Consider the following 21,715-nt stretch of genomic DNA (forward strand, 5'->3'; position numbering starts at 1 on the left):
TCAGCCCTTCTTGGCGCCGTAGCGGCTACGGGCCTGCTTGCGGTTCTTGACGGCCTGTGTGTCCAGGGCGCCGCGAACGATCTTGTAACGAACACCCGGGAGGTCCTTCACACGACCACCGCGGACCAGCACGAGCGAGTGCTCCTGCAGGTTGTGGCCCTCGCCGGGGATGTAGGCGGTGACCTCGGTGCCGTTGCGGAGCTTGACACGGGCGACCTTGCGCATCGCCGAGTTCGGCTTCTTGGGCGTGGTCGTGTAGACGCGGGTGCAGACCCCCGCCTGCTGCGGGTTCGCCTTCAGGGCGGGCGCCTTGGTCTTGCTGACCTTGGGCGACCGGCCCTTGCGAACCAACTGCTGAATGGTTGGCACGTTCTCTCCTTGTTGTTCCGCGGGGCCTGCCGGCTCCTGCGGATGCTGCACGGTGACAGCGTTCGTGGTTTCACCACAGATCCACCTGCGCAGGGCGAGTGCTCTGTGCGTTTCGTGGTGGATATGCCGTGGGGGTGGACCTGTTCGCAGGTCGTTCCCTGTGATGTGGCGTCTCGCTGCCTGCACCGTGCTGGGCACGACGCAGGGCGCGCGAGGGCGCACACCCGGTCAATGATACGTGGACGCGACGAGCCGGTCAAACGGCGGCCGCAGGGCACCCGTCAGTCGTCGGTGCGGGCGAGCCGGAACTCGGCGTCGCCGAGGAGGAACCTGTCCCCCGCAGGCACGGCGGTGCCGGGTTCCGCCTCGACCTCGCTGCCGAGATACGTCGGCAGCAGCACGCCGTTCGTCGAATGCAGATCGGTGATCCACCAGCCGTCGCCGCGGTGTTCGAGGCGCGCGTGCGTCTTGGAGACGGTGCGCGTGTGGTCGTCGAGCGGCACGAGTTGTGCGCGCGGGAACCCGGCATCCGAACCGGGGCGCCGCCCCAGGATGACGACGTCGGCGGTGAGCGGGATGGGCGAGCCCTGCGCGGGCATCAACCGCCATGCCGGGCGACGCCGGCGGGCGATGACGGTCATCTCCGCGTCGTCGTCCTCATCGGCGGTCGGCTCACGATCACGCTGCTGCGCGGCCACCGAGGCGCGCGCCGATCGGGGCGAACCGGCCGCCGGCGAGCCGACGACGGCAGAGACCTCACCGGACATCTCGGGGAAGGCATCGGCATCGCTGGTCGCAGACTGCTCGTCGGAGACCGGTGCAGCCGGGCGCGGCGGCACGCGCGTCACCGACACCTCTTCGTTGCGGTTCGACATCGAGGTCCGGCGGCCGGGAACGAACGAGACCAGCGGGTCACCGGCCTCGACGGGCGGCGCGACATGACGGGATGCCGGTGCGGCGGCGGAACTCGGCGGGAACGGTGCCGGTGCGACAGCCGACACCTCGTCCGGCACGGACGGCCACGCGTCGTCGCCGGTCGGTTCGGGGGCGGGCGCGACCTCCGGTGCGACAGCGGTCTCGGACGGGCTCGGTGGGGCAGGCGGTGCCCAGGACGCCGAGCCGGCGGGCACCGCCGCGTCGGTTTCGTGCGCGATTGGGTTCGGGGCCGTCTGCGGCGCCGACGGCGCTGCAGGCTCGGCGGCAGCGGACGGGGGTGCGAATGCGGCGAACGGGTCGCCGACGGCATCCTGCGACGATGGTGCCGGCGGTGACTCCGCGGGAAGGTCTGCCGCGGCCGCTGTCGGTGCTTCGGTCGATGCCCGTCGGGCGACGCCGTTGGCGGGAAGCGCCGTCGCCGGGCGTGCACCCAGCCATCGTGAGGGCCCGAACCCGAGGATCGTCGCCCACACCGGGAACAGCACGGCAGCGACCACGGTCATGCCCGTGCCGTACCCGAACCCGGGGCCGAGGCGATGCGCGGCGACCACCAGCAGGACGTAGACGACCAGGCCGCCGGCGCCGGGCACGAGCAGCAGCAGCACGAGCCACGGCGAGAAGCCGCCCCAGCGCAGCACGGTCGCGATGTTCAGGACGGGCACCCAGCCCTTCCACGGCTGCTCCCCCATCTTGCGGAACATGGCCGACAGCGCGAGCGCGGTCCAGACGTAAAGGGCGACGGTGATCAGCAGCGACAGCAGCAGCAGGAGCGCCACCGGCGATTCATCGACGGTCGGATTCATCTCACGTGTCGCGGTCGACGCGGCCGCGACTCCCCCTCTCGGTGTTTCGTCGTCCGGGTCGCGCTGCGCGCGAGGTGCGGACGAACGATCTCAACGATACGGCCGCGCGCAGCCGATGCCAGAGCCCGCTCGACATGCCGCGGCGTTCGCGCTCGACGATGCGCCAGAACTCGTCGGCCTCGTCGGGCGTCATCGGGCGACCTGAGAACGTGGCGACATCCGCCGTCGCGGCCAAGCCCGCCGCGCCCGCAGAACCGTGGTCGGCTGCGAACTCGACACGCGTCCGCGCCCCCGGAGAGGCGCTGCCCGAATCGACGGCAGCGTCGACGAACTCGTCCCAGCCGCCGCTGATCCGCGCGGCTGCGGCGGCGGCCCGCCTGCGCCGTCGGCGGCGCAGCGCCTTGCCCACGAGGATCGCGAGGAACGGCGCGAGCACGAGGAAGATACCGCCGACACTCACACCGACGATGCGCAACGCCGCCCACAGCCAGCCCAGATCCGCCCCGACAGGGGTGTCGTCGTCGCGCACGGTGTCCTCCTGCGACGGCTTGGGCGGGGTGACCTCTTCGATCGTGTCGGGATCGACCTGCGTCGGCACTTCGGGGTCGCGCTGCTGGGCGACCTCGAGGCTCGGCACGACCTCGTGCTGCGGCGTGACGTCGACCGGCACCCAGTCGCCCATGGCGCCGCGCACCTCGACCCACGCGCTGATGTCGCCCGCCCGGCAGCCTCCCGCATCGCACGCCGACAGTCCGTCGGGGTGCTCCCCGACGCGTGCGCCGACGACGACCCGCGACGGAAACCCGAGCTGCTGCGCGATGAGGCTCACGGCGACCGCGAACTGCTCATCGTCGCCGACCGCCGCCACGAAGTTGCCCGCTTCGAGCGCCCGCGGGTCGGCTTCGCGTTCGAGCAGCGCCTGGAACATGGCGTCGATGCGGGCGAGCGAGTGGCCTGCAGCGCTCGCGGCGAAATCGTACCCGGGCAAGTCGGCGCGCCACCGCGTCTCGGTGTCTGCGAGCCCGTGGCTGAGGTAGCCGCGTTCGCGCAGCAGGTCGACGAGGGATGCCAGGGCCGCGCCGCCGTCGCCCTCCCGGTGCTCCTCGACCCAGCGGACCAGCGCCGGCGGCGGCTCGACGTCGCCGGTGGCGGATCCGGGCGCTTCGATGTCGGTGAGCGCCGGCACCTCTGCGGCCGTCGCGCGCAGACGGTAGCGGTCGCCCGGGTTCCACCGCTGCGTCTGGACGGCGGCATCCAGGTCGTCGCTGTAATAGAAGCCGTCCGCGAGCGTCGCGGCGCGGATGCCCTCGAAGTCCACCGCAGCGAGGTCGCCGGCCACCGGCATCCAGATGTCGGAGAACATCCCGATGCCCACGAATGCGTCGACGGAGACGCCCGGGTCGGCGGCCGTCTCAGCGGGAACGCGGACGAAGCGACTGGACGACCCGCTCACACCGGTGCGGTACTCGGCGCCGTCGTAGTCATCGAGCACGGCGAGCCGCACACGTTCCGGCACGGACGCCCCGGTCACGGTGAACAGCACCGTCGCGTAGACATCGTCGGCGAACAGCGTCCGATAGGAGGTCAAGGGGCTCACCGCTTCGGACAGCTGCACCTCGGGCCCGACCGAACCGCGCAGCACCGTGCGCTCGACCGGCTCGGCGGCGGCAGGCACGACGGCTGCGACGCCGACCGCGGCGACGGCGAGCATGCCGACGCCGAGGGCGACGCGACGGGTGTCGCCACGGCCGATGCGCCGACGCAGCCGGACGCCGCTCGACTCGGCGGCGCGTTCGAGGGCGCGGCGACGGCGATCGCGTGCGCGCCACGACAGCCACAGCACGCCCGCCAGGAGGGCGCCGATGCCGACCGCCGTCTCGACCGGCGCCGGTACGCGGATCGGCCCCCACACCCAGGGACTGCTCACCGACGCACGGCCGAACAGCAGCCCGAACCACACCATCGCGAGCGCCGGCGGCACGGCGCCGTATGCGAGCCGGTCGGCGCGCCAGGCGAGCAGCAGCACGACACAGGTGCCGACGAGGAAGACGGCGAGCGCCGGCACGAGGAGGTTTCGGTACGAGCCCACCGGCAGGTCGACCGTGAGCAGGTCCTTCCATCCGAGCACGAACCCGGCAGCCAGATCGCCGAGCCCGCGGAGCAGTTCGGCGGCCCCGCCGACGCGCCCAGGCACTGCGAGCGGCACGCCGAGGACGAACACCGCCGCCGCCAGCAGTCCCGCTGCCGCCCACCCGCTCCAGCGCCGCCAGGTCACGACCGCGGCGATGAGCGCGGCGACGGCGGACGCGACGGCCACGAGTGTGAGGAACGCCCCGGATCGGTAGATCGGCCATGCCGCGATCGCCGCCAACACCGCGGTCACGAACGCGAACAGTGCGCCCGAGACGATGCGTGCAGTCGTGGCCCTCACGAGGTCGCCCCCCGCAGCATGAGGCCCGCGAGATCGTCGAGGGTGCCGACGGTGAGCACCGTGAGCGTGCCGGCAGGCCCCGACCGCGGGTGCGCACGCTCATCGCACGTGACGGCGATGACCGCGGTGTCGGCCGGGAAGGCGAGGGCAGCTTGCCGCAGGGCATTGAGCCCGAGCGTCGATCCGGTCACGATGATCGCGATCGACAGGCGCTCGTTGGCCTCGGCGGCGAGCCGGCACACATCGCGCAGCGACATCGTGTCATGCAGCCGGTCCACCCCGCTGAACCCGTCGAGCAGGGGCCGCGGTCCCCCCGCGGGGATGTGCCGGATGGCTCGGAGCCGGCCGCGCACGACGCGGGGCACCTCGGCGCCCACCACGACGTCCAGGTCGCGCGCGTCGGTGACCGCCCGCACGGACAGCGAGGCCGCGCAGCTCACCGCCAGCTCGAACTCGTCGGCCGACGCGTACTCCCGTTCGGCGAGCCCCATCACGACGGCCATCCGGGAGCGGCGCGACTCTTCGTACTGCCGCACCATGAGCCGACCGGTCTTGGCGGTGGACTTCCAATGGATCTGGCGACGCGCATCGCCCGCGACGTACTCCCGGATGGCGTGGAACGACATGTCGGCGTCGACGAGGCGACGCGTCGGACTGCCGTCGAGGTCACGGATCAGTCCCGAACTCGTCGACGGCAGCGAGACCGTGCGCGGATGCACGTACAGGTCGTGGACGTCGTCGAACGCATGCTCCCGGTGCATGAGCCCCAGCGGGTCGCTTCGCACCGTCACGGCGGGACCGACGCGAAGGATGCCGCGCGGCTGGGGCGGGATGTCGAGGGCGCGCATCGTGTCGTGACCGGCGCGCAGCAGGGGCACACCGAACTCGACGAGCCCCTCGCCCACCGGCACGTCGATGCGGCCGGGAAGGGTCGCGCGGCGGCCCGTGTTGCGGACGATGATGCCGCCTTCGACCGAGGAGCCCGCCACGATCCGCTCGTGCGAGAGCGTGAGGTCGACGTCGTAGGACCGCGCACCGAACAGGAACGGCACGCTCATCAGCAGCAGCACGACGGCCACCGCTCCGGCCGCAATCCACTCCATCCACCCGAGGGCGAGACCCACGATCAGCCCGATCGATGCGGTCAGGAGCACGAGCAGCCCGGCGGGGCGGATCGTGCGGCCTCCGGCGCGGACGACCGCCCGCACACCCCTCCGCAGTGCGCGCCACGCCCGCGTGATCCACACGGCGGCACCGACGAGCGAGCGTCCGCGCGCGACCGTGACCTCCGTGCGATCGTTCGCCGTCGTCGCGGAGGTGCGGGTCACCCGGGTCTCGCCGAGCGTCACGCCGGATCGCGCCTCGTGGGCGGTGCGACATCGAGCAGCACCTGCCCGATCACGGCATCCGCGCTGACCCCGTCGAACTCCGCCTCGGGGTGCAGGATGAGACGGTGCGCCAGCACCGGGACGGCCAGGCGCTTCACGTCGTCGGGTGTGGCGTAGGTGCGTCCGGCCGCCGCAGCAGACGTGCGGGTTGCGCGTGTGAGCGCCAGTGCACCGCGGATGCTGACGCCGAGCCGCACTTCGTCGGCCGAACGGGTCGCGTCGACGATGCGCGCGATGTAGTCGAGCACGAGCGCGTCGACGTACACCTCGCCGGCGAGTTCTGCCATGCCCACGAGTGCGGACGTGGTTACGACAGGTGACAGTTCTTCGGTGGCGACGGCGGCGCCGTCGAGGATGCGGACGGTGGCGGCGTGATCGGGGTACCCGAGCGACGCCCGCATGAGGAAGCGGTCGAGCTGCGCTTCGGGCAGTCGGTAGGTGCCGGCCTGTTCGACCGGATTCTGGGTCGCCAGCACCAGGAACGGACGCCCGACGTCGTGGCTCACGCCGTCGATCGTGACCCGGTGCTCCTCCATCACCTCCAGCAGCGCCGACTGCGTCTTCGGTGAGGCGCGGTTGATCTCGTCGGCGAGGACGATGGTGGCGAAGACCGGCCCCTCGTGGAACTCGAACCGTCCGGTCTGCTGGTCGTAGACCGTGACGCCGGTGATGTCTCCCGGCAGCAGGTCGGGGGTGAACTGGATGCGACTGGTCGTTCCCTGCACCGACTGCGCGACGGCTCGCGCGAGTGAGGTCTTGCCGGTGCCAGGCACGTCTTCGAGCAGCACGTGGCCTTCGCTGAGCATCGCCGTGAGCACGAGTTCGACGACGTGCCGCTTGCCGAGCACGGCGCGCTCGATGTTGTCGGCGAGCTGGCCGAACGTCTGGGCGAACCAGGTCGCCTGCTCTTCGGTGATGGTCATGCTGTCATCCTCACAGGTTCACGGCTCAGGCTCGGGTTCGGGCTCCGGCTCGGGGAGCACGGGCGTACACGTCGTCGAGAAGGTCGAGGTCGCGGGTTGGAGCGACCAATCGCGTGCAGACCAGTCGGCCGTGACGCCGATGCCGCTGGCCCGCACCGCCAGCAGCGGAACGATCCAGGGGTCGGGCCCGGGGTCGAGCACGGCACCGTCGGCGTCGTAGTAGACGAGTTCGTCCGCGTTGAATGTCACGTTCGCGATGCCGCGGGTCGACGACCCTCGAGGAACGAGCCTCGTGCCGCCGGTGCAGGAATCGACCGACCACTGCGCCTGCACCTGGAACGGTGCGCTCCCCGCTGCGGGCGTGACGGCGCCCCACTCCGACACCCACCAGCCGGCGGTGTGCTCGTACCGCACCCGGATGCCGGGGTCCTCGTCGAAGGTTCCCGTGGGGTAGCCGCTGAAGACGGCGACGTTGTCGAACGGCGGATTCTCGGCGGAGGTGGGCGTCTGGTCGATGGTCCAGTTCGCCCGTTGCCCCTCGACATGCGCCGTCGGACCGACGACGAACCGGTAGCCCGTCGGCGCTTCGCTGCTCTGCACGGCGCGCACCTCAGCGCGCGCCGTCGAGCGCCCGTAGCCCGCACCGTCGAACCGCGACTCCACGCACACCACGAAGGCGTACTGGCGTCCGTCGGGGAGATCGCGGAACACGGCCGTGCGGTTCTCACTGTCGGCCGTGCACGTCTCACCATCGCGGACGATGCCGAAGCGCAGTTGCGATCCGTCGCCACCGGAACGGGCCGACGCGACCGCCGTCACGTCGCTTCGCCCGTTGCCCGCATACTCGGCGGTCAGCGTGAGCGTCACATCGAGCGGGCGCCCGATGCCGTTCGCGGGCGCCGTGATCGACTCGATCACCGGCGCGTCCGAACCGACGGGCGGGACGGCGAACCGCGACCGCGGCGTCACCGTCACGTCGGTCGCGGTATTGCTGCCCACCCGATACGACGGCACGGCGACCTGCGTCTGGTTCTCACCGACCGCGACGACGAGCGTCTCACCGGACGCACTCGCGATCTCGAGAGCACCGGTGGCCGCGGCATCCACCCCCGTGATGCTCAACGCCACGATGCCGCCGTCACCGGACGTGACGACGGGCCGCGACGAGATCGCCGACGGCGGCCTGGGCGGGTCGTACGCCCAGGCGGTGGTGCGGACAGCGCCGCGTGAAGCGCCGACCGGGTTGACGGCAACGGCCTCGTAGACCCGCTGTTCGCCGTTCGGCGCCGCGATCTCGGGGCACACCCCCTGCGCCGTGCACGATGCGACGCGGCGACCGTCGAGGCGCACTTCGTACCCCGTGACCGCCGGGTACGCCTGGCGGGCGGCGCCCGGATCGACGCGGAGCACGAGCGTGCCGTCGCCGTAGGCCGTCTGCGTCACGCTCGCGGGAGCCACCGGGAAGCCCTGCAGATCGAGGGTGACACTCGCGCCCCGATCGGCGGCGGTCTGACGTCCCTGCGCATCGCGCAGCGTGACGGTCGCGGTGCAGGTCGAGCCCGGCGCGTCCTCGGTCCACCTCGCCCGCACCTGCGTCGATGAGGCGAGCTCGAACGTCACGCCGGTGCACGACCCAGAGGCGCGCACGCCCACGGCTGTCAGCGGCGTGCCCGGCAGCGGATTGACTTCGCCGGCGATGCCGACGACGTCGATCGTGCAGGAGCCGCCGTCCGCCTGGCTGCACTGACGCGTGATCGACCCGCCGCGCGGCAGGGTCGACGGCGCGGCACCGACGCGCAGCGTGATGCGCGCGGGCGCGACGCCGTCGTGACTGGTGATCTCGACGACGACCGTCTCGACCGCGCCGGGCACGGCATCGTCGGCGACCGTGAGCGCGAGCGCCGCACCGTCGAGTTCGACGTCGAACGCAGACGTCTGGTCGTCGATGCGGTAGCGCAGCGCGTCCCAGTCCTCAGGCCCCTGCCAGCTCGTCATGTCGGCGAGGTCGTACGTACGCGACTGGCCCGGCGCGACCGTGAGCGCGGCGGGGGTGAGGACGGGTTGGGGCTCTTCGGCGTCGACGGTGATCGGGACCGACAGGACCGTCCACGCGCGCTGCCCGGCGAGCCGCACCGGCACCAGGCAGGCATCGGTCCACGGCGCGCCCGATCCTGCCGTGTAGCGCACCTTGGTGCCGCTGGTCGCCTCGCAGGCGCCCGCAGCGCGCGCACCGGAGGCCTCGACGGCGCCGCCGACTTCGAGCACCTCGTCGTCGGGCACGGCGACGAGGTCGGCCATGTCGAACGTGACCACGTCGCCCTCGTCGACCGCGATCGGCGCCAGCCCCCGACGTAGCGCGAGCGAGAGCTCTGCGGCGGCAGGCACGCGCAGGAACGCGTAGGTGGTCAGTTCGTCGTCGCCCACGACGCCGGTGACCGAGAAGGGGATGATGCGGGTGCTGTCGGTCAGTTCGCCGCTGAGGCGCCGACCGCTCGCCGCGACGCCATCGGGGTCGCCCCAGACGCCGAGTTCGAGATCGGGCAGCTCGCCGCCCGCCCAGGTCACCTTGCCGGTGAGCACGTCGACTCCGGTCGCGAAATCGTCACGATCCTCCACCGTCAGCACGGTGTCTGTCACGACCGGGTACTCGGGCACCCGCTCGCGGACCACCTTGACGACGATGAGTCCGCGCGCCGTGTTCTGCGACGACGATGTGACGTCGTAGAGGAACGACATCGTGCCGGGCTCGGTTCCGGCGGCGATCGTGACCGTGCCGTCCTCGATCACCGAGATGCGGTCGCTGAGCCGTTCGAACTCGTCGCTGGGCGAGCCGTCGAGATCCGTCGCGGGCACATCAGGGATGACACCGTTAAGCGTCAGCGCACCCTGCATGGGGTCGAGGTCGTTGGCCAGCGGACTGACTCTGATCACGTTGTCGACACCGGCCTGCACGTGGACGTAGTCGGTGTAGGTGACCGGGCTCGGGTTGGCGTCGCCGCTGAGGACCCCCACCCGTGCGACGCCCTCGCCCTCAGCGCCGTGGGCGTCGACGACACGGAAACGGAACTCGTGCTGGCCCCGGTCGCCCGGCACACTCGCGTAGACGATCGACGTGCCGTCGGCCGAGATGGATGCCGAGCCGACATCGGGCTGGGTGACGATCGCGTCGAGGCGTACCGCGTCGCCGTCGGGGTCGACACCGAAGCCGTCGAACGGGATCGTGGTCGTCAGACCGCTCAGCACCCGGCCCGACACCGCGGCCGGCACCGGTGCCCGGTTGGCGTCGTCGGACTGCACCCGGATCCGCACGGTTGCGGTGTCGATGAGCGACGGCGAACCGGGGGTGAAGACGGCGTACTCGACGGTGTACTGTCCCGCCGTCTGCGGGGCAAGGTACCGCAGCACGTCACCGGACGCGAACGCGAGTGCCGAAGCGGCCGACGAGACGATGCTCTCGGGCGCGATCCGCGGCAGCGCGCCCGCCGGCGAGATGTCGTTGCGGAGGATGGGGATGTCGACCTGGCTGCCGGCACGCACCACGACGGTGTCGTCGACGGCGATGGGCGCGACTTCTGGCGCGGGCGGCAGCAGGTAGACGGCCGCCTGACCCTCGACCGACGATCCGTCATCGTTCGTGCCGTCGCTGACGCGGTAGCTGACGGTGCCGAGCAGTCCCGTCTCACCGTCGGCCGTGGTGCCCGAGACCCGCAGCTGCGTCTGCGCGACGGCATCCACCGACAGTGACGCGCCCGGCGCCGGGGTCGCGGTCACATCGCTCAACAGCAGCACGCGGCGCGTCGGATTGGAGACGGCGGCGAACACGTCGACGGTCGCGTCTGCCTGCGGGCGCACGAATGCGACGACCGGCGCAGTCGCCAACTGTGCGGGTGCGTCTTCGGGCAGCAGGGTGATGCGTGCTGTTCCGGTGGCCTCGCGCCCGGCGACCGACACGGTCACGGCCACGCGATACACGCCCGGCTCGGTCGCGGAGAAGTCGAACTGGGTCGTGCCGCCGACCACGGTCGCGGTCGCGGTCGCGTCGTCGAGCACACGCGCGTCGGTCACGGTCGTGTCGCCCGCGGTGCCGGTCACGTGCGGGGCGACGTCGACGGTGACCCGAGAGCCGACGGTGTCGACGATGGCGAAGGACCGGATCCGCGGTTCGGGGTCTGCGACGACGCGGATCTCAAGCGGGCGGGTGGCGGTCGCGCCGCGCGCATCCGACACCGTGACGCGGATGCGGACCGTCTCTTCGCCGCCCGAGCCGTCGTCGGTGTGCTGATACACGACGCTCCCCGACGGCGTCGCGGCGACACTGCCGGAGCCCGCCCCGTCAGCCGACAGCAGGAACAACGGGTCACCCTCGGGGTCGACCCAGTCCGAGAGCACCGGCACAGTGACCGTCCCGCCGCGCGCGACGGTCGGCACCGGCCACTCCTGGCGGCAGTCATCGACGCACCACACCGGTGCGGAGTTGTCGGAGTCGGCGGCGACGGTGAGCGTGACGGTCGCCTCCTCGGACAGCAACCCGTCGTGGGAGGTGCCGTCGGTCACCCGGTAGCTGAACGAGGCGGCGCCCGATGCGTCGGGCGAGACGCGTACGGCGAGACGCTGCTGGTCGTCGGTCGTGGTGAGCGTGCCGAAGGCCGGGTCGAGGCCGGTGACAGACGCCGCGTCGATGCTCAGCACGTCTTCGTTGGGGTCGTGGTCGTTCAGCAGCAGCGGCAGCGCGACGAGCGCCCCGGGACGGACCCCGAACGCATCGTCGACGGCGACGGGCGGTTTGGGCTCGATGACGACCGACTGCTCCTGGTCGCTCGGCGTGGACTCGCTCTCGATGCGTTCGTCGAGCGTCCAGTCCTGGGTCGACGGCAGCAGGCGCGCGCCCTCCACCAGCCACACCCATCCCGAGCGGGAGTCGTTGACCACGAGCGCGTCGCCCGAGGACGCGAACACGGGACGCCGTTGCGAGGGCAGCCCCAATCCCCCGTACGACAGTTCTGCCGGTCCGGCGTCGGAACGCCACAGGGTGCCACCGCCGGTCCCCTCGGCGAGCCAGGCACCGTACACGACGCCGTCGCGCGTCACCGGCCGCGCCGGCGTGCCCTGCACCGTCGAACCGTCACCGAACAGCGAACGTGCGGGCGAACCGTCGACGGGAAGCTCCACCAGCCCCGATTCGTCGGCTGCGTACACCGCATCCGCATACGCGTCAGGTCGCGCCAGCGTGAGTGTCGACCCGGCGCCGACGGGGGCTGCGCTGCCACCCGCCGTCCAGAACGTGCCCGCCGCGGCGTCGACGATGACCCAGTCATCACCCGCCGCCGACAGCTGGGGATCGTCGATGTCGGCGGCGAACTCGTCTTCGTCGCGCAGCGAGGACGACGCGATGTCGTAGGTCAGCACGACGTCGTCGGCGCTCGAATAGCTGAACAGGACGCCACGCTCGTCCACTGCGATCGCGGCCGAGCTGTACTGCACGGCATCCTCGTCGTCGCGGGTGTCGTACGGGTCGAGCTGCGAGGTCGACCCCGTCGACAGCCGCCCGACATACACGGCACCGGCATCGGTGCGGTACGCCACGAAATCGCCCGCCGTCACCGTTTCACGCACGCCGCTCGGCGCCGCCGTCGCATCTTCGAGTCCCTGCACATCGAGGTCGGCCGGCAGCGACTCGTCGATGCGGATCATCTTGCTGTCGCTGTCGGTGAACATGTACGCGCCCTCAGCCGACTCGGCGATGCGCGACGGGTTGGCGACCGTGCGCACCGTGTCGAGCTCACCGACGGCGGTGTTCACCCGGCCGTAGCGCAGCCCGTCGGCCTGCAGCACCCACACCGACGCATCCGTCGGCGGTGTGTCCTGCGCGTCGAGGCCCGGCCACACGACGCTCACGCCCACGATCGTCAGGATCACCGCCGCGACGGCGCCGAACCCGATGAGCGTGCCGCGTCGCATCAGCCGGCCCCGACGACGACGACGATCGCGATCGTCGATGCGACGACGACCAGCGCCGCCACCGCCGCGAGCACCCACGGCCACACCGGGGCTCGCGATTCGTCTGCCCCCGAGATGTCGGTGTCCTCATCGCGGCGGCGATGCGTGATCTCGTCGATGCCGGAGGCCGCGCGACGACGCCCCTCCTGCGGCAGGCGACTGCGCACCGGACCTCGCGCGCTCGCGTCGTCGAGATCGATCCGCTCCGGCATCCACTCCGCGGCCGGCACCTCCAGCGCCGTCGGGGCGAGCCCCAACCCGCGCTGCACCTCGCGCACGGCCTCACCGAATTCACGCGTCGACGCGTAGCGGGCCTCGGGCTCGCGCGCCATGGCGGTGGCCAGCACCTGTTGCAGCCCGTCGGGCACATCGGCGCGGGGCACCGGCACGAAGGTTGCTCGCGAGATGCGGCGACGCAGCTGGTCCCGGCTGTTCTGCCCCTTCTCACGCCGCTCGAAGGGGCTATGACCGGCCAACAGCGAGTACACCGTCGCGCCGAGACTCCACACCTCGCTGGCCACCGTGCCGCTCGTGTGCTCACCGACGACCTCGGGCGCACTCCACGGCACCGACATCGCCAGCAGCTCGTCAGCGGGCTGGCGCAACAGGGATGCCGAGATGCCGAAGTCGGCGAGCACCGACGAACCGAACGTGGTCACCAGGATGTTGCTGGGCTTGATGTCGCGATGGATGAGACCGGCACGGTGGGCGGACTCGAGCGCACCGGCCAACTGCACCGCCGTCGCCATCACCTCTTCGACCGGCAGCCGCTCGATGCGATACCGCTGCGCCAGCGAACCCGGGCAGTACTCCATGACGATGTACGGCCGCCCGTCGGCGGAGATGCCGGCCTGATAGACGGTGACGATCGACGGGTGGGCCGACAGGTGGGCCAGCACATCGGCCTCGGCGTTGAACATGCGCAGCAGCTCGGGGTCGCGCTCATCTGCGGGCAGCACCTTGACCGCGACCTGACGCCTGGGCATGTCCTGCTGGTAGAGGAAGACGTCGGCGAAGCCGCCGGAACCGAGCGGACGGACGTAGGCGAGGCCGGGCAGCACGGGCGCCGACGACGGAAGTCTCCGAGTCATCGCACCCCCAACCGAAAGTCGTCACCGCGGGCATCGTGACGACAGATCCGACACCGGGTCGCCCGATCGGCATCCGGTGCATAACCCGGCAATGCTAACAAGCGCGACGCCGTCAGAGCTCTGGAAGGCCCGGGTCTGCGTTCGGGTCGAACGGCGCATCCAGCGAGCGCGTCAGCTCGTCGAGCAGTGCGCTGATCTGGGGTTCGACGTACTGCGAGATCGCCGCCTGGATACGCAGCCGATGATGCAGCAAGATGGCGCAGACCTCGCGCCCCACCATGTTCGCGTAGTCGTCGGCCAGCGCGACTTCCTGTCGCAGTGCCGCCTTGGCCTCGTCGCTGAGCGGCGGGAGCGCGGGCACATCGGCGTCGGCGGCGTCGGCCATGCCCGAGATCGTGAACAGGAAGGGTGCCCCCGGCACCGGATCCGGGTCCATCGGCAGGCCCTCGAACTCGGGCTCGAGCCCTTCGGTCGGGCGATAGCTGCGGGCGTGGTTGCGTGCGGACTGCTGGTCCAGCTCGGCTTGCAGCATCGGCAGATTGCGGGCCGTGTAGTCGGCGACAGCATGATCGACGATCGTCTTGATGCGGGTGGACAATCCGTGCTGCACACCATGGGGCACGTCGGCGCCGAGCCCCGCCGCCGACAGCACCGGCGACCCGAAACAGCGACGACACGGAGCGACCCGGCCCTTGTGGGTCGCCGGCTGCCAGCGCGGAAGCCAGCGGAGCCAGGCGTCAACAGCCTGGCTCACCTGGGTCTCGACCGAGCGCTCCACGGCATCCATTGTCCCCTGTCGCACCCGGATGCGCAGGGATTTGCGGACTACTCGTCGCCCGGGTCGGTGTGCTCCCACGGCCAGCGCGGCCGGTCGGCGCCCGTTCGCACGAGTGCGACGGCGCCCCACCCGGCGACAAGCGCCGCACCCACCAGTACGAGGGCGAACCATGACAGCGCGAACGTGCCCGCCGCCGATCCCGCGCGCGCGGGATCGACGCCGGTGACGATCGCGCCCAGCACCAGACCCACGAGGTAGGCGAGCAACGCGACCACCGCCGTCGTGCCCGCTGCGGCGTACGACGGTCGCGGTCGGCGCAGCACCGTGGCCAGCACGGCACCGACGCCGCCGATCGAGCAGACCATCGCGGCGGCGCCGGGCACGTTCCCGAGCCCCGGCACCGCGATCACCTCGACGTCGAGCAGGACGCTCGTCACCCCGAGACCCGCGATCGCAAGGGCTGCGAACCCGGCGGTCGACAGCGCCGCCGCAACCGGTGGCGCGACACCTCCGCCGGGATCGGACATCACTGACGGTGCAGCTGCGGCCCCGCCTCGAGGGTGCGCTCGTACTCGCGCTGCGCCTCGTTGTTGAGCTCGGTCACACGCTTGCCGCGCGACGAGACCCACGCGCCGAACCAGATCGTGATCTCGCGGCCGATGACGAACGCCACGATCGCGAGCGGCGCGAGCAGCTGCTCGCCGACGAGTTCAGCACCGGCGCTCGCGGTGAGCGTCCAGAACTGCGCCTCGAAGAGCTGACCGAGCAGGTGACCGCCGTACGCCGCGACACCGACGAACAGACCGAAGACGACCCAGTGTCCCCAGCGTCCGCGGTTGATGATCGCGCCGAGCAGCCAGAAGCCGATGAAGAACACCGCGACCGGCACCCAGAACCACCACGACGTGAGCGCACCGAGCGCCTCGGTGCCGAAGTTCTCGCCCGTGACCTCACCGACGGCGGCGCGCAGGCCGAGGGCCGCTGCGAGGTAGAGCAGTGCGAAGACGACCGCGGCCAGCAGGCCGATGGCGCCGGCGGCACCGCGGTTGCCACGCACCCGCGGTGCTTCGGGAGCCTGCACGAAGATCGGCTGCGGGGTCGCCGGCACAACAGGCTCGGCCGCCGTCTCACGGGACGTGTCGGCGTAGGACGTCGTGACCGGCTCGCGGTACGCCTCGGGCGCGCGGTAGGCCTCGGGCTCGCGGGACGTTTCGGTGTCGCGAGCGGAGTACGCCGCAGCCGCGCCTCCGGCGACAGCAGCACCCGTCGCGGGCTCGGCGGGCGCGGCCGTGTCGGTCACGGGCGCCGCGGGTGCAGCACCGTCACCGTGCGACGAGAATTCGGCATCCCATGCGTCTGCAGCGGCGGCCTTGTCGGCTGCCGATTCGGCGGGCTGCGCAGCCGGAGCGGCCTCAGCCTGCTCGGCGGGCGCCTCGACGTCGGACGCGGCCGGCTCTGGGGAACTCACGGCGTCGTTCGACGCGGCCTCGGCGTCGGCCAGGCTTTCGTTGGCGCTGCCGACCACGTCGTCGACGCCCTGGGAAGCGGACGTGTCGGGGGTCTCGTCGACCGGCTCGCCGTACTTGGGGTCGCTCATGGCGGGATGCTCCTCACGCGGGGCGCACGCCACCGCAGTGCGAGGTTACCGCCGGCAGTGCCCGCCACCCGTGAGGCGTGCCGACGTGTCGGCAGGTGACGGGAACACGAGATGGTGGGACGTATCGTTGAGGGCATGATCCGGCGACCGTTTCTGCCCGCCGCGTTGGCGTTCCCCCTCGCGGCGATCGCGTTCGTCGGTTGCGCGCCCGAAGCGGCACCCGCACCCACCGACACCCCCGCCGCCGCCGCGCCATCGGCATCCGCCACACCGGTGGGCCCCGAGATCGCGCCGTTCCCCACCGGCGCAACCGCGTCGACCACAGCGCTCCCCGCCGACTGCGACGGGTTGCTCACCGACGAGATGCGCGCCGAACTCGAGGGCATCCCGCTGAACGCGCCGGGCATGGGCGGCGGCATCCGCGAAGACAGCACGCGCGTGTGCGTCTGGGCCGATCCCGCCGCGACCGTCACCAAACTCGTCGTCGTGATCGGGTATGCCCCCGAGCGCGAGGCCAGCGACGCCCTGTACCTGCTGCAGGTCGACGAAGGCTTCAAGTGCTATGAACCAGACGGTGGGGTGCGATGCGAGAAGCAGTGGACCAACACCGATCACGCCATCGAGGTCACCGAGGGGCGCACGCTGTTCTTCCGCGACGGCGTCATCATCGACACGCAGTACACGGCACTCGCGCCGCAGGGGTTCACGGCGTCGATCGTGTCGAAGCTGTGGCCCTGAGCCTCACTCGGCAGCGAGGCTGACCGCCCACACGCGATCGGCGGTGCGTCCTGCGTACGCCTGTGGATGCCAGCCGTGCTGCACGCTCGAGAGCCATCGCCCGTCGCCCGCCTCGATGGTCTCGACAGTCTGGATCGCTTCGTCACCCTCGCCCTCGGTCGTCGTCCGCGTGCAGCGGATGCGGTCGGCCACCTTGTCGCACGTGAAGCCCTCCTCGGGCAGCACGGCGCGGATGACCGACGGGGCGTCCGCCGGAACGTCGGCGTAGGTCGTGGAGATCTCTCCACGCTCCGACGTCCACGCGCACGTGAAGCGGACGTCGGGTGTCAGCGTGTCGACGACGCCCGTGGCAGCGGTCGCCGGCGCGTCCCGCGACACCTCCAGTTCGGCAGAAGGCGTCCAGCGCAGCGCCGCCCACAGCGCGTCACCGTAAAGATCCTGGCATTCACGGGGCTCACCCGGCACCGCTTCGCGGGCGGGCGCGTCGGACGCTTCGGGTGTCGCTTCGCCGCCGAACCAGGTCGCGCCGATCGGCAGCAGCGGCAGCGTCAACACCGCCAGCGTGATGACGACGGCGGCGCACAGCGACCCCACGATCCACGCGAACACCGCGCTGCGTCCCCCAGTCCGTGCCATGCCTCCACGCTACGTGAAGAGACCCCGCGGCGACGAACGCGCGCCGCCGCGCTGCCAACGGAGAAGGCCCCCGGCATCCTGTCGGATACCGGGGGCCTTCATCAGACTGCCTCGGGTCAGTTATAGGTGCCCGGGGTGAAGTCGTCGGTCGTGAAGCTGTCGAAGTCGACGTAGCTCAGGTCGGCGTCGCTGTACGCGCCGTCCGAGGCGAAGATGCGGTTGGGGTACCGCTCGCTCTTGGCCTCTTCGGTCGCCTCCACGGTGACGTTCCGGTACTTGTTCAGACCGGTGCCCGCCGGGATCAGCTTTCCGATGATCACGTTCTCCTTCAGGCCCACCAGCGGGTCGCTCTTGCCCTCCATGGCCGCCTGCGTCAGGACGCGGGTGGTCTCCTGGAACGACGCGGCCGACAGCCACGACTCGGTCGCGAGCGACGCCTTGGTGATACCCATCAGCTCGGGACGACCCGAAGCGGGGCGCTTGCCCTCGGAGACGGCCTTGCGGTTGAGCTCCTGGTAGCGCTTGAAGTCCACCAGCTCACCCGGCAGCAGCTCGGTCTCGCCGTGGTCGACGACGGTGACCTTGCGCAGCATCTGGCGCACGATGACCTCGATGTGCTTGTCGTGGATCGGCACACCCTGCGAGCGGTACACGCCCTGCACGCCGCCGACGAGGTACTTCTGCACCTCGCGGGCACCCTGCACGCGCATGACCTCCTTGGGGTCGAGCGTGCCGACCTGCAGCGGCTGGCCGACGACGACGCGCTGACCGTCCTCGACGAGGAGCGTGGCGCGCTTGAGCACCGGGTAGACGACGGGCTCGTCGCCGTTGTCGGGCGTCAGGATGACCTTCTTGGCCTTGTCGGTCTCGTCGATCTTGATGACACCGTCGGCCTCGGCGATCGGGGACGCACCCTTGGGGGTACGCGCCTCGAACAGCTCCTGCACACGGGGCAGACCCTGCGTGATGTCGTCTGCACCAGCGGTACCACCGGTGTGGAAGGTACGCATCGTCAGCTGGGTACCGGGCTCACCGATCGACTGGGCCGCGATGATGCCGACGGCCTCACCGATGTCGACGAGCTTGCCGGTCGCGAGCGAACGGCCGTAGCACTTCGCGCAGACGCCGACGGCCGAGTCACACGTGAGCACCGAGCGCACCTTGATGGTCTCGACGCCGCCCTCGACGAGCTTGTCGATGAGCACGTCGCCGACGTCCTCACCGGCAGCGGCGAGCACGTCGCCCTTCGGGTCGACCACGTCAGCGGCCAGCGTGCGGGCGAACACCGAGTTCTCGACATTCGCGTCGCGGACGAGCTGACCATCGGCGCCGGGCGCCGCGATGACGAACTCGAGGCCCTTCGAGGTGCCACAGTCGTCTTCACGGATGATGACGTCCTGCGACACGTCGACCAGACGACGCGTCAGGTAGCCCGAGTCGGCGGTACGGAGGGCCGTGTCGGCCAGACCCTTACGGGCACCGTGGGTCGCGATGAAGTACTCGGCCACCGACAGACCCTCGCGGTACGACGAGATGATCGGACGGGGGATGATCTCACCCTTGGGGTTGTTCACCAGACCACGCATACCGGCGATGTTTCGGATCTGCAGCCAGTTACCACGGGCACCCGAGCTCACCATGCGGTTGATGGTGTTGTCCTCGGGGAAGTTGTCCCGCATGGCCTTCTGGATCTCGTCGGTCGCCTCGGTCCAGATCTTGATGAGCTCCTGACGACGCTCGGCGTCGGTGGTGAGACCCTTCTCGAACTGGCCCTGGACCTTGGCCGCCTTCTTCTCGTAGCCGGCGACGATCTCCTTCTTGGTGGGAGGCGTCAGCACGTCGCTGAGGGCGACGGTCACACCCGAACGGGTGGCCCAGTAGAAGCCGGCGTCCTTGATCCGGTCGAGGGATGCCGCGACCTCGGTCTTCGGGTACTCCTCGGCGAGCTTGTTGACGATCTGCGACAGCTTGCCCTTGTCGGCCTGGCCCCGCACGAACGGGTAGCCCTTGGGGAGCGTGTCGTTGAAGATCGCCTGACCCAGCGATGCGTCCAGCAGGCCGTGGCGCTCGTAGCCCTCGGGCGCTTCGCCCTCGAGGAACGTGAGGCCGGGCACGCGGATGCGGACCTTGGCCTGCAGGTCGAGGGTGCCCTCGTCCTTGGCCAGGATCGCCTCGCCGACCGAGCCGAACACGCGGCCCTCACCGAGGGCGCCTTCCTTGACCGTGGTCAGGTGGTGCAGACCGATGATCATGTCCTGCGAGGGCAGGGTCACCGGGCGGCCGTCCGACGGCTTCAGGATGTTGTTCGACGCCAGCATGAGGATGCGGGCCTCGGCCTGCGCCTCGACCGACAGCGGCAGGTGCACGGCCATCTGGTCACCGTCGAAGTCCGCGTTGAAGGCGGCACACACGAGCGGGTGCAGCTGAATGGCCTTGCCCTCGACGAGCTGCGGCTCGAAGGCCTGGATGCCGAGGCGGTGCAGCGTGGGTGCACGGTTGAGCAGCACGGGGCGCTCGCGGATGATCTCCTCGAGCACGTCCCAGACCTCGGGACGGGTGCGCTCGACGGCACGCTTGGCGGCCTTGATGTTCTGGCTGTGACCGAGGTCGATCAGGCGCTTGATGACGAACGGCTTGAACAGCTCGAGGGCCATCTGCTTGGGCAGACCACACTGGTGGAGCTTGAGCTGGGGACCCACGATGATGACCGAACGGCCCGAGTAGTCCACGCGCTTGCCGAGCAGGTTCTGGCGGAAGCGACCCTGCTTGCCCTTGAGCATGTCGCTCAGGGACTTCAGGGCACGGTTGCCGGTACCGGTGACGGGGCGGCCGCGGCGGCCGTTGTCGAACAGCGCGTCGACGGCCTCCTGCAGCATGCGCTTCTCGTTGTTGACGATGATCTCGGGGGCACCGAGGTCGATCAGACGACGAAGACGGTTGTTGCGGTTGATCACGCGACGGTACAGGTCGTTCAGGTCGCTGGTGGCGAAGCGGCCACCGTCGAGCTGGACCATCGGACGCAGCTCCGGCGGGATGACCGGGACGACGTCGAGCACCATCGCGGCCGGGCTCATGCCCGTCGCGAGGAACGAGTTCACGACCTTGAGGCGCTTGATCGCGCGGATCTTGCGCTGACCCTTGCCCTCGGCGATCTGCAGGTGCAGCGACTCGGCCTCAGCGGCCAGGTCGAAGGACTCGAGGCGGCGCTTGATGCCCTCGGCGCCCATGTGGGCCTCGAAGTACTGGCCGAAGCGGTCCTGCAGCTCGTGGAAGACGTCGTCCTCCTGCTTGAGCTGACCGACCTCGAGCGTGCGGAACTCCTCCCACATGCGCTCGAGCTTCGCGATCTGCTCGTCGGCGCCCTTGCGGACCTGCGCCATCTCCTTCTCGGCGGCGTCCTTGACCTTCTTCTTCTGGTCGGCCTTGGCGCCCTCCGCCTCGAGTGCGGCGAGCTCCTCCTCCAGCTTGGCGAGGCGGTCGGCGACACGCGAGTCGCGACGGTCGGCGAGGTTCTTGATCTCCAGGCGCAGGTTGTTCTCGTGCGTCGGGAGGTCACGGTGACGAGCATCCTCGTCAACCGAGATCACCATGTAGGCGGCGAAGTAGATGACCTTCTCGAGGTCCTTCGGCGCCATGTCGAGCAGGTACCCGAGGCGCGAGGGCACGCCCTTGAAGTACCAGATGTGGGTGACGGGCGCGGCGAGCTCGATGTGGCCCATGCGCTCACGGCGGACCGAGCTCTTGGTGACCTCGACTCCGCAGCGCTCACAGACGATGCCCTTGAAGCGGACACGCTTGTACTTGCCACAGGCGCACTCCCAGTCGCGGGAGGGGCCGAAGATCTGCTCGCCGAAGAGGCCGTCCTTCTCCGGCTTCAGCGTGCGGTAGTTGATGGTTTCAGGCTTCTTGACCTCACCGAAGGACCAGCGACGGATGTCGTCGGCGGTGGCGAGACCGATGCGAAGCTCATCGAAAGTTGTTGCGTCGAGCACGAGTTCTCCTGTGTCGAAAAAGATTCAGTCGTCGGT

The 21,715-nt window shown here is 70.5% G+C and carries 13 protein-coding genes; 1 reads left to right on the forward strand and 12 read right to left on the reverse strand.

All coding sequences use genetic code 11. The features are described 5' to 3' along the window. From rpsL to AC3ENX_RS04495, 10 genes are all read right to left on the reverse strand, one after another. Nucleotides 1–369, reverse strand: a complete 369-nt coding sequence (gene rpsL, locus AC3ENX_RS04450; protein WP_018171438.1) for a 30S ribosomal protein S12 — start codon at nt 367–369, stop codon at nt 1–3. A 281-nt stretch (nt 370–650) separates the two neighbouring features. Then, entirely contained in the window at nt 651–2,108 is a 1,458-nt protein-coding gene (locus AC3ENX_RS04455; RefSeq protein WP_434810653.1) for a DUF5684 domain-containing protein, read from the reverse strand. A gap of 1 nt (nt 2,109) precedes the next feature. Beyond that, the gene (locus AC3ENX_RS04460) at nt 2,110–4,539 is read right to left on the reverse strand and encodes a transglutaminase domain-containing protein (protein ID WP_434810654.1); all 2,430 of its coding nucleotides are present in this window, start codon (nt 4,537–4,539) and stop codon (nt 2,110–2,112) included. After that, nucleotides 4,536–5,867, reverse strand: coding sequence for a DUF58 domain-containing protein (locus AC3ENX_RS04465; protein WP_434810655.1), 1,332 nt, complete (start codon nt 5,865–5,867; stop codon nt 4,536–4,538). The genes AC3ENX_RS04460 and AC3ENX_RS04465 overlap by 4 nt, the downstream gene beginning before the upstream one ends. A 17-nt stretch (nt 5,868–5,884) precedes the next feature. Further along, nucleotides 5,885–6,850: an AAA family ATPase gene (locus AC3ENX_RS04470; RefSeq protein WP_434810656.1), complete on the reverse strand. Its 966-nt coding sequence runs from the start codon at nt 6,848–6,850 to the stop codon at nt 5,885–5,887. Nucleotides 6,851–6,868: 18 nt separating this feature from the next. After that, entirely contained in the window at nt 6,869–12,808 is a 5,940-nt protein-coding gene (locus tag AC3ENX_RS04475) for an Ig-like domain-containing protein (protein ID WP_434810657.1), read from the reverse strand. Then, nucleotides 12,808–13,938: a serine/threonine-protein kinase gene (locus AC3ENX_RS04480; protein ID WP_434810658.1), complete on the reverse strand. Its 1,131-nt coding sequence runs from the start codon at nt 13,936–13,938 to the stop codon at nt 12,808–12,810. The genes AC3ENX_RS04475 and AC3ENX_RS04480 overlap by 1 nt, the downstream gene beginning before the upstream one ends. A gap of 112 nt (nt 13,939–14,050) precedes the next feature. Next, a complete protein-coding gene (locus AC3ENX_RS04485; protein WP_434810659.1) occupies nt 14,051–14,716 on the reverse strand; it encodes a spermidine/putrescine ABC transporter substrate-binding protein in 666 nt (221 codons plus the stop codon). Nucleotides 14,717–14,763: 47 nt separating this feature from the next. Next, entirely contained in the window at nt 14,764–15,243 is a 480-nt protein-coding gene (locus AC3ENX_RS04490) for a DUF6121 family protein (protein WP_434810660.1), read from the reverse strand. Further along, complete coding sequence (locus tag AC3ENX_RS04495) at nt 15,243–16,313, reverse strand: ABC transporter (protein WP_434810661.1); 1,071 nt, start codon at nt 16,311–16,313, stop codon at nt 15,243–15,245. Before AC3ENX_RS04495 ends, AC3ENX_RS04490 begins: the two co-directional genes overlap by 1 nt. A gap of 135 nt (nt 16,314–16,448) precedes the next feature. On the opposite strand from AC3ENX_RS04495, the gene AC3ENX_RS04500 reads away from it, so the two are divergent. Beyond that, on the forward strand, nt 16,449–17,051 hold the full coding sequence (locus AC3ENX_RS04500) for a hypothetical protein (protein WP_434810662.1): 603 nt from the start codon (nt 16,449–16,451) through the stop codon (nt 17,049–17,051). A gap of 3 nt (nt 17,052–17,054) precedes the next feature. Here the strand turns inward: AC3ENX_RS04500 and AC3ENX_RS04505 are convergent, their stop codons facing one another. Both AC3ENX_RS04505 and rpoC read right to left on the reverse strand, forming a co-directional pair. Continuing rightward, nucleotides 17,055–17,687, reverse strand: a complete 633-nt coding sequence (locus tag AC3ENX_RS04505) for a hypothetical protein (RefSeq protein ID WP_434810663.1) — start codon at nt 17,685–17,687, stop codon at nt 17,055–17,057. A 116-nt stretch (nt 17,688–17,803) separates the two neighbouring features. Next, nucleotides 17,804–21,679, reverse strand: coding sequence for a DNA-directed RNA polymerase subunit beta' (gene rpoC / locus AC3ENX_RS04510; RefSeq protein ID WP_434810664.1), 3,876 nt, complete (start codon nt 21,677–21,679; stop codon nt 17,804–17,806). Between the last annotated feature and the right edge of the window lie 36 nt (nt 21,680–21,715).

Source organism: Microbacterium sp. bgisy189 (assembly GCF_057707225.1).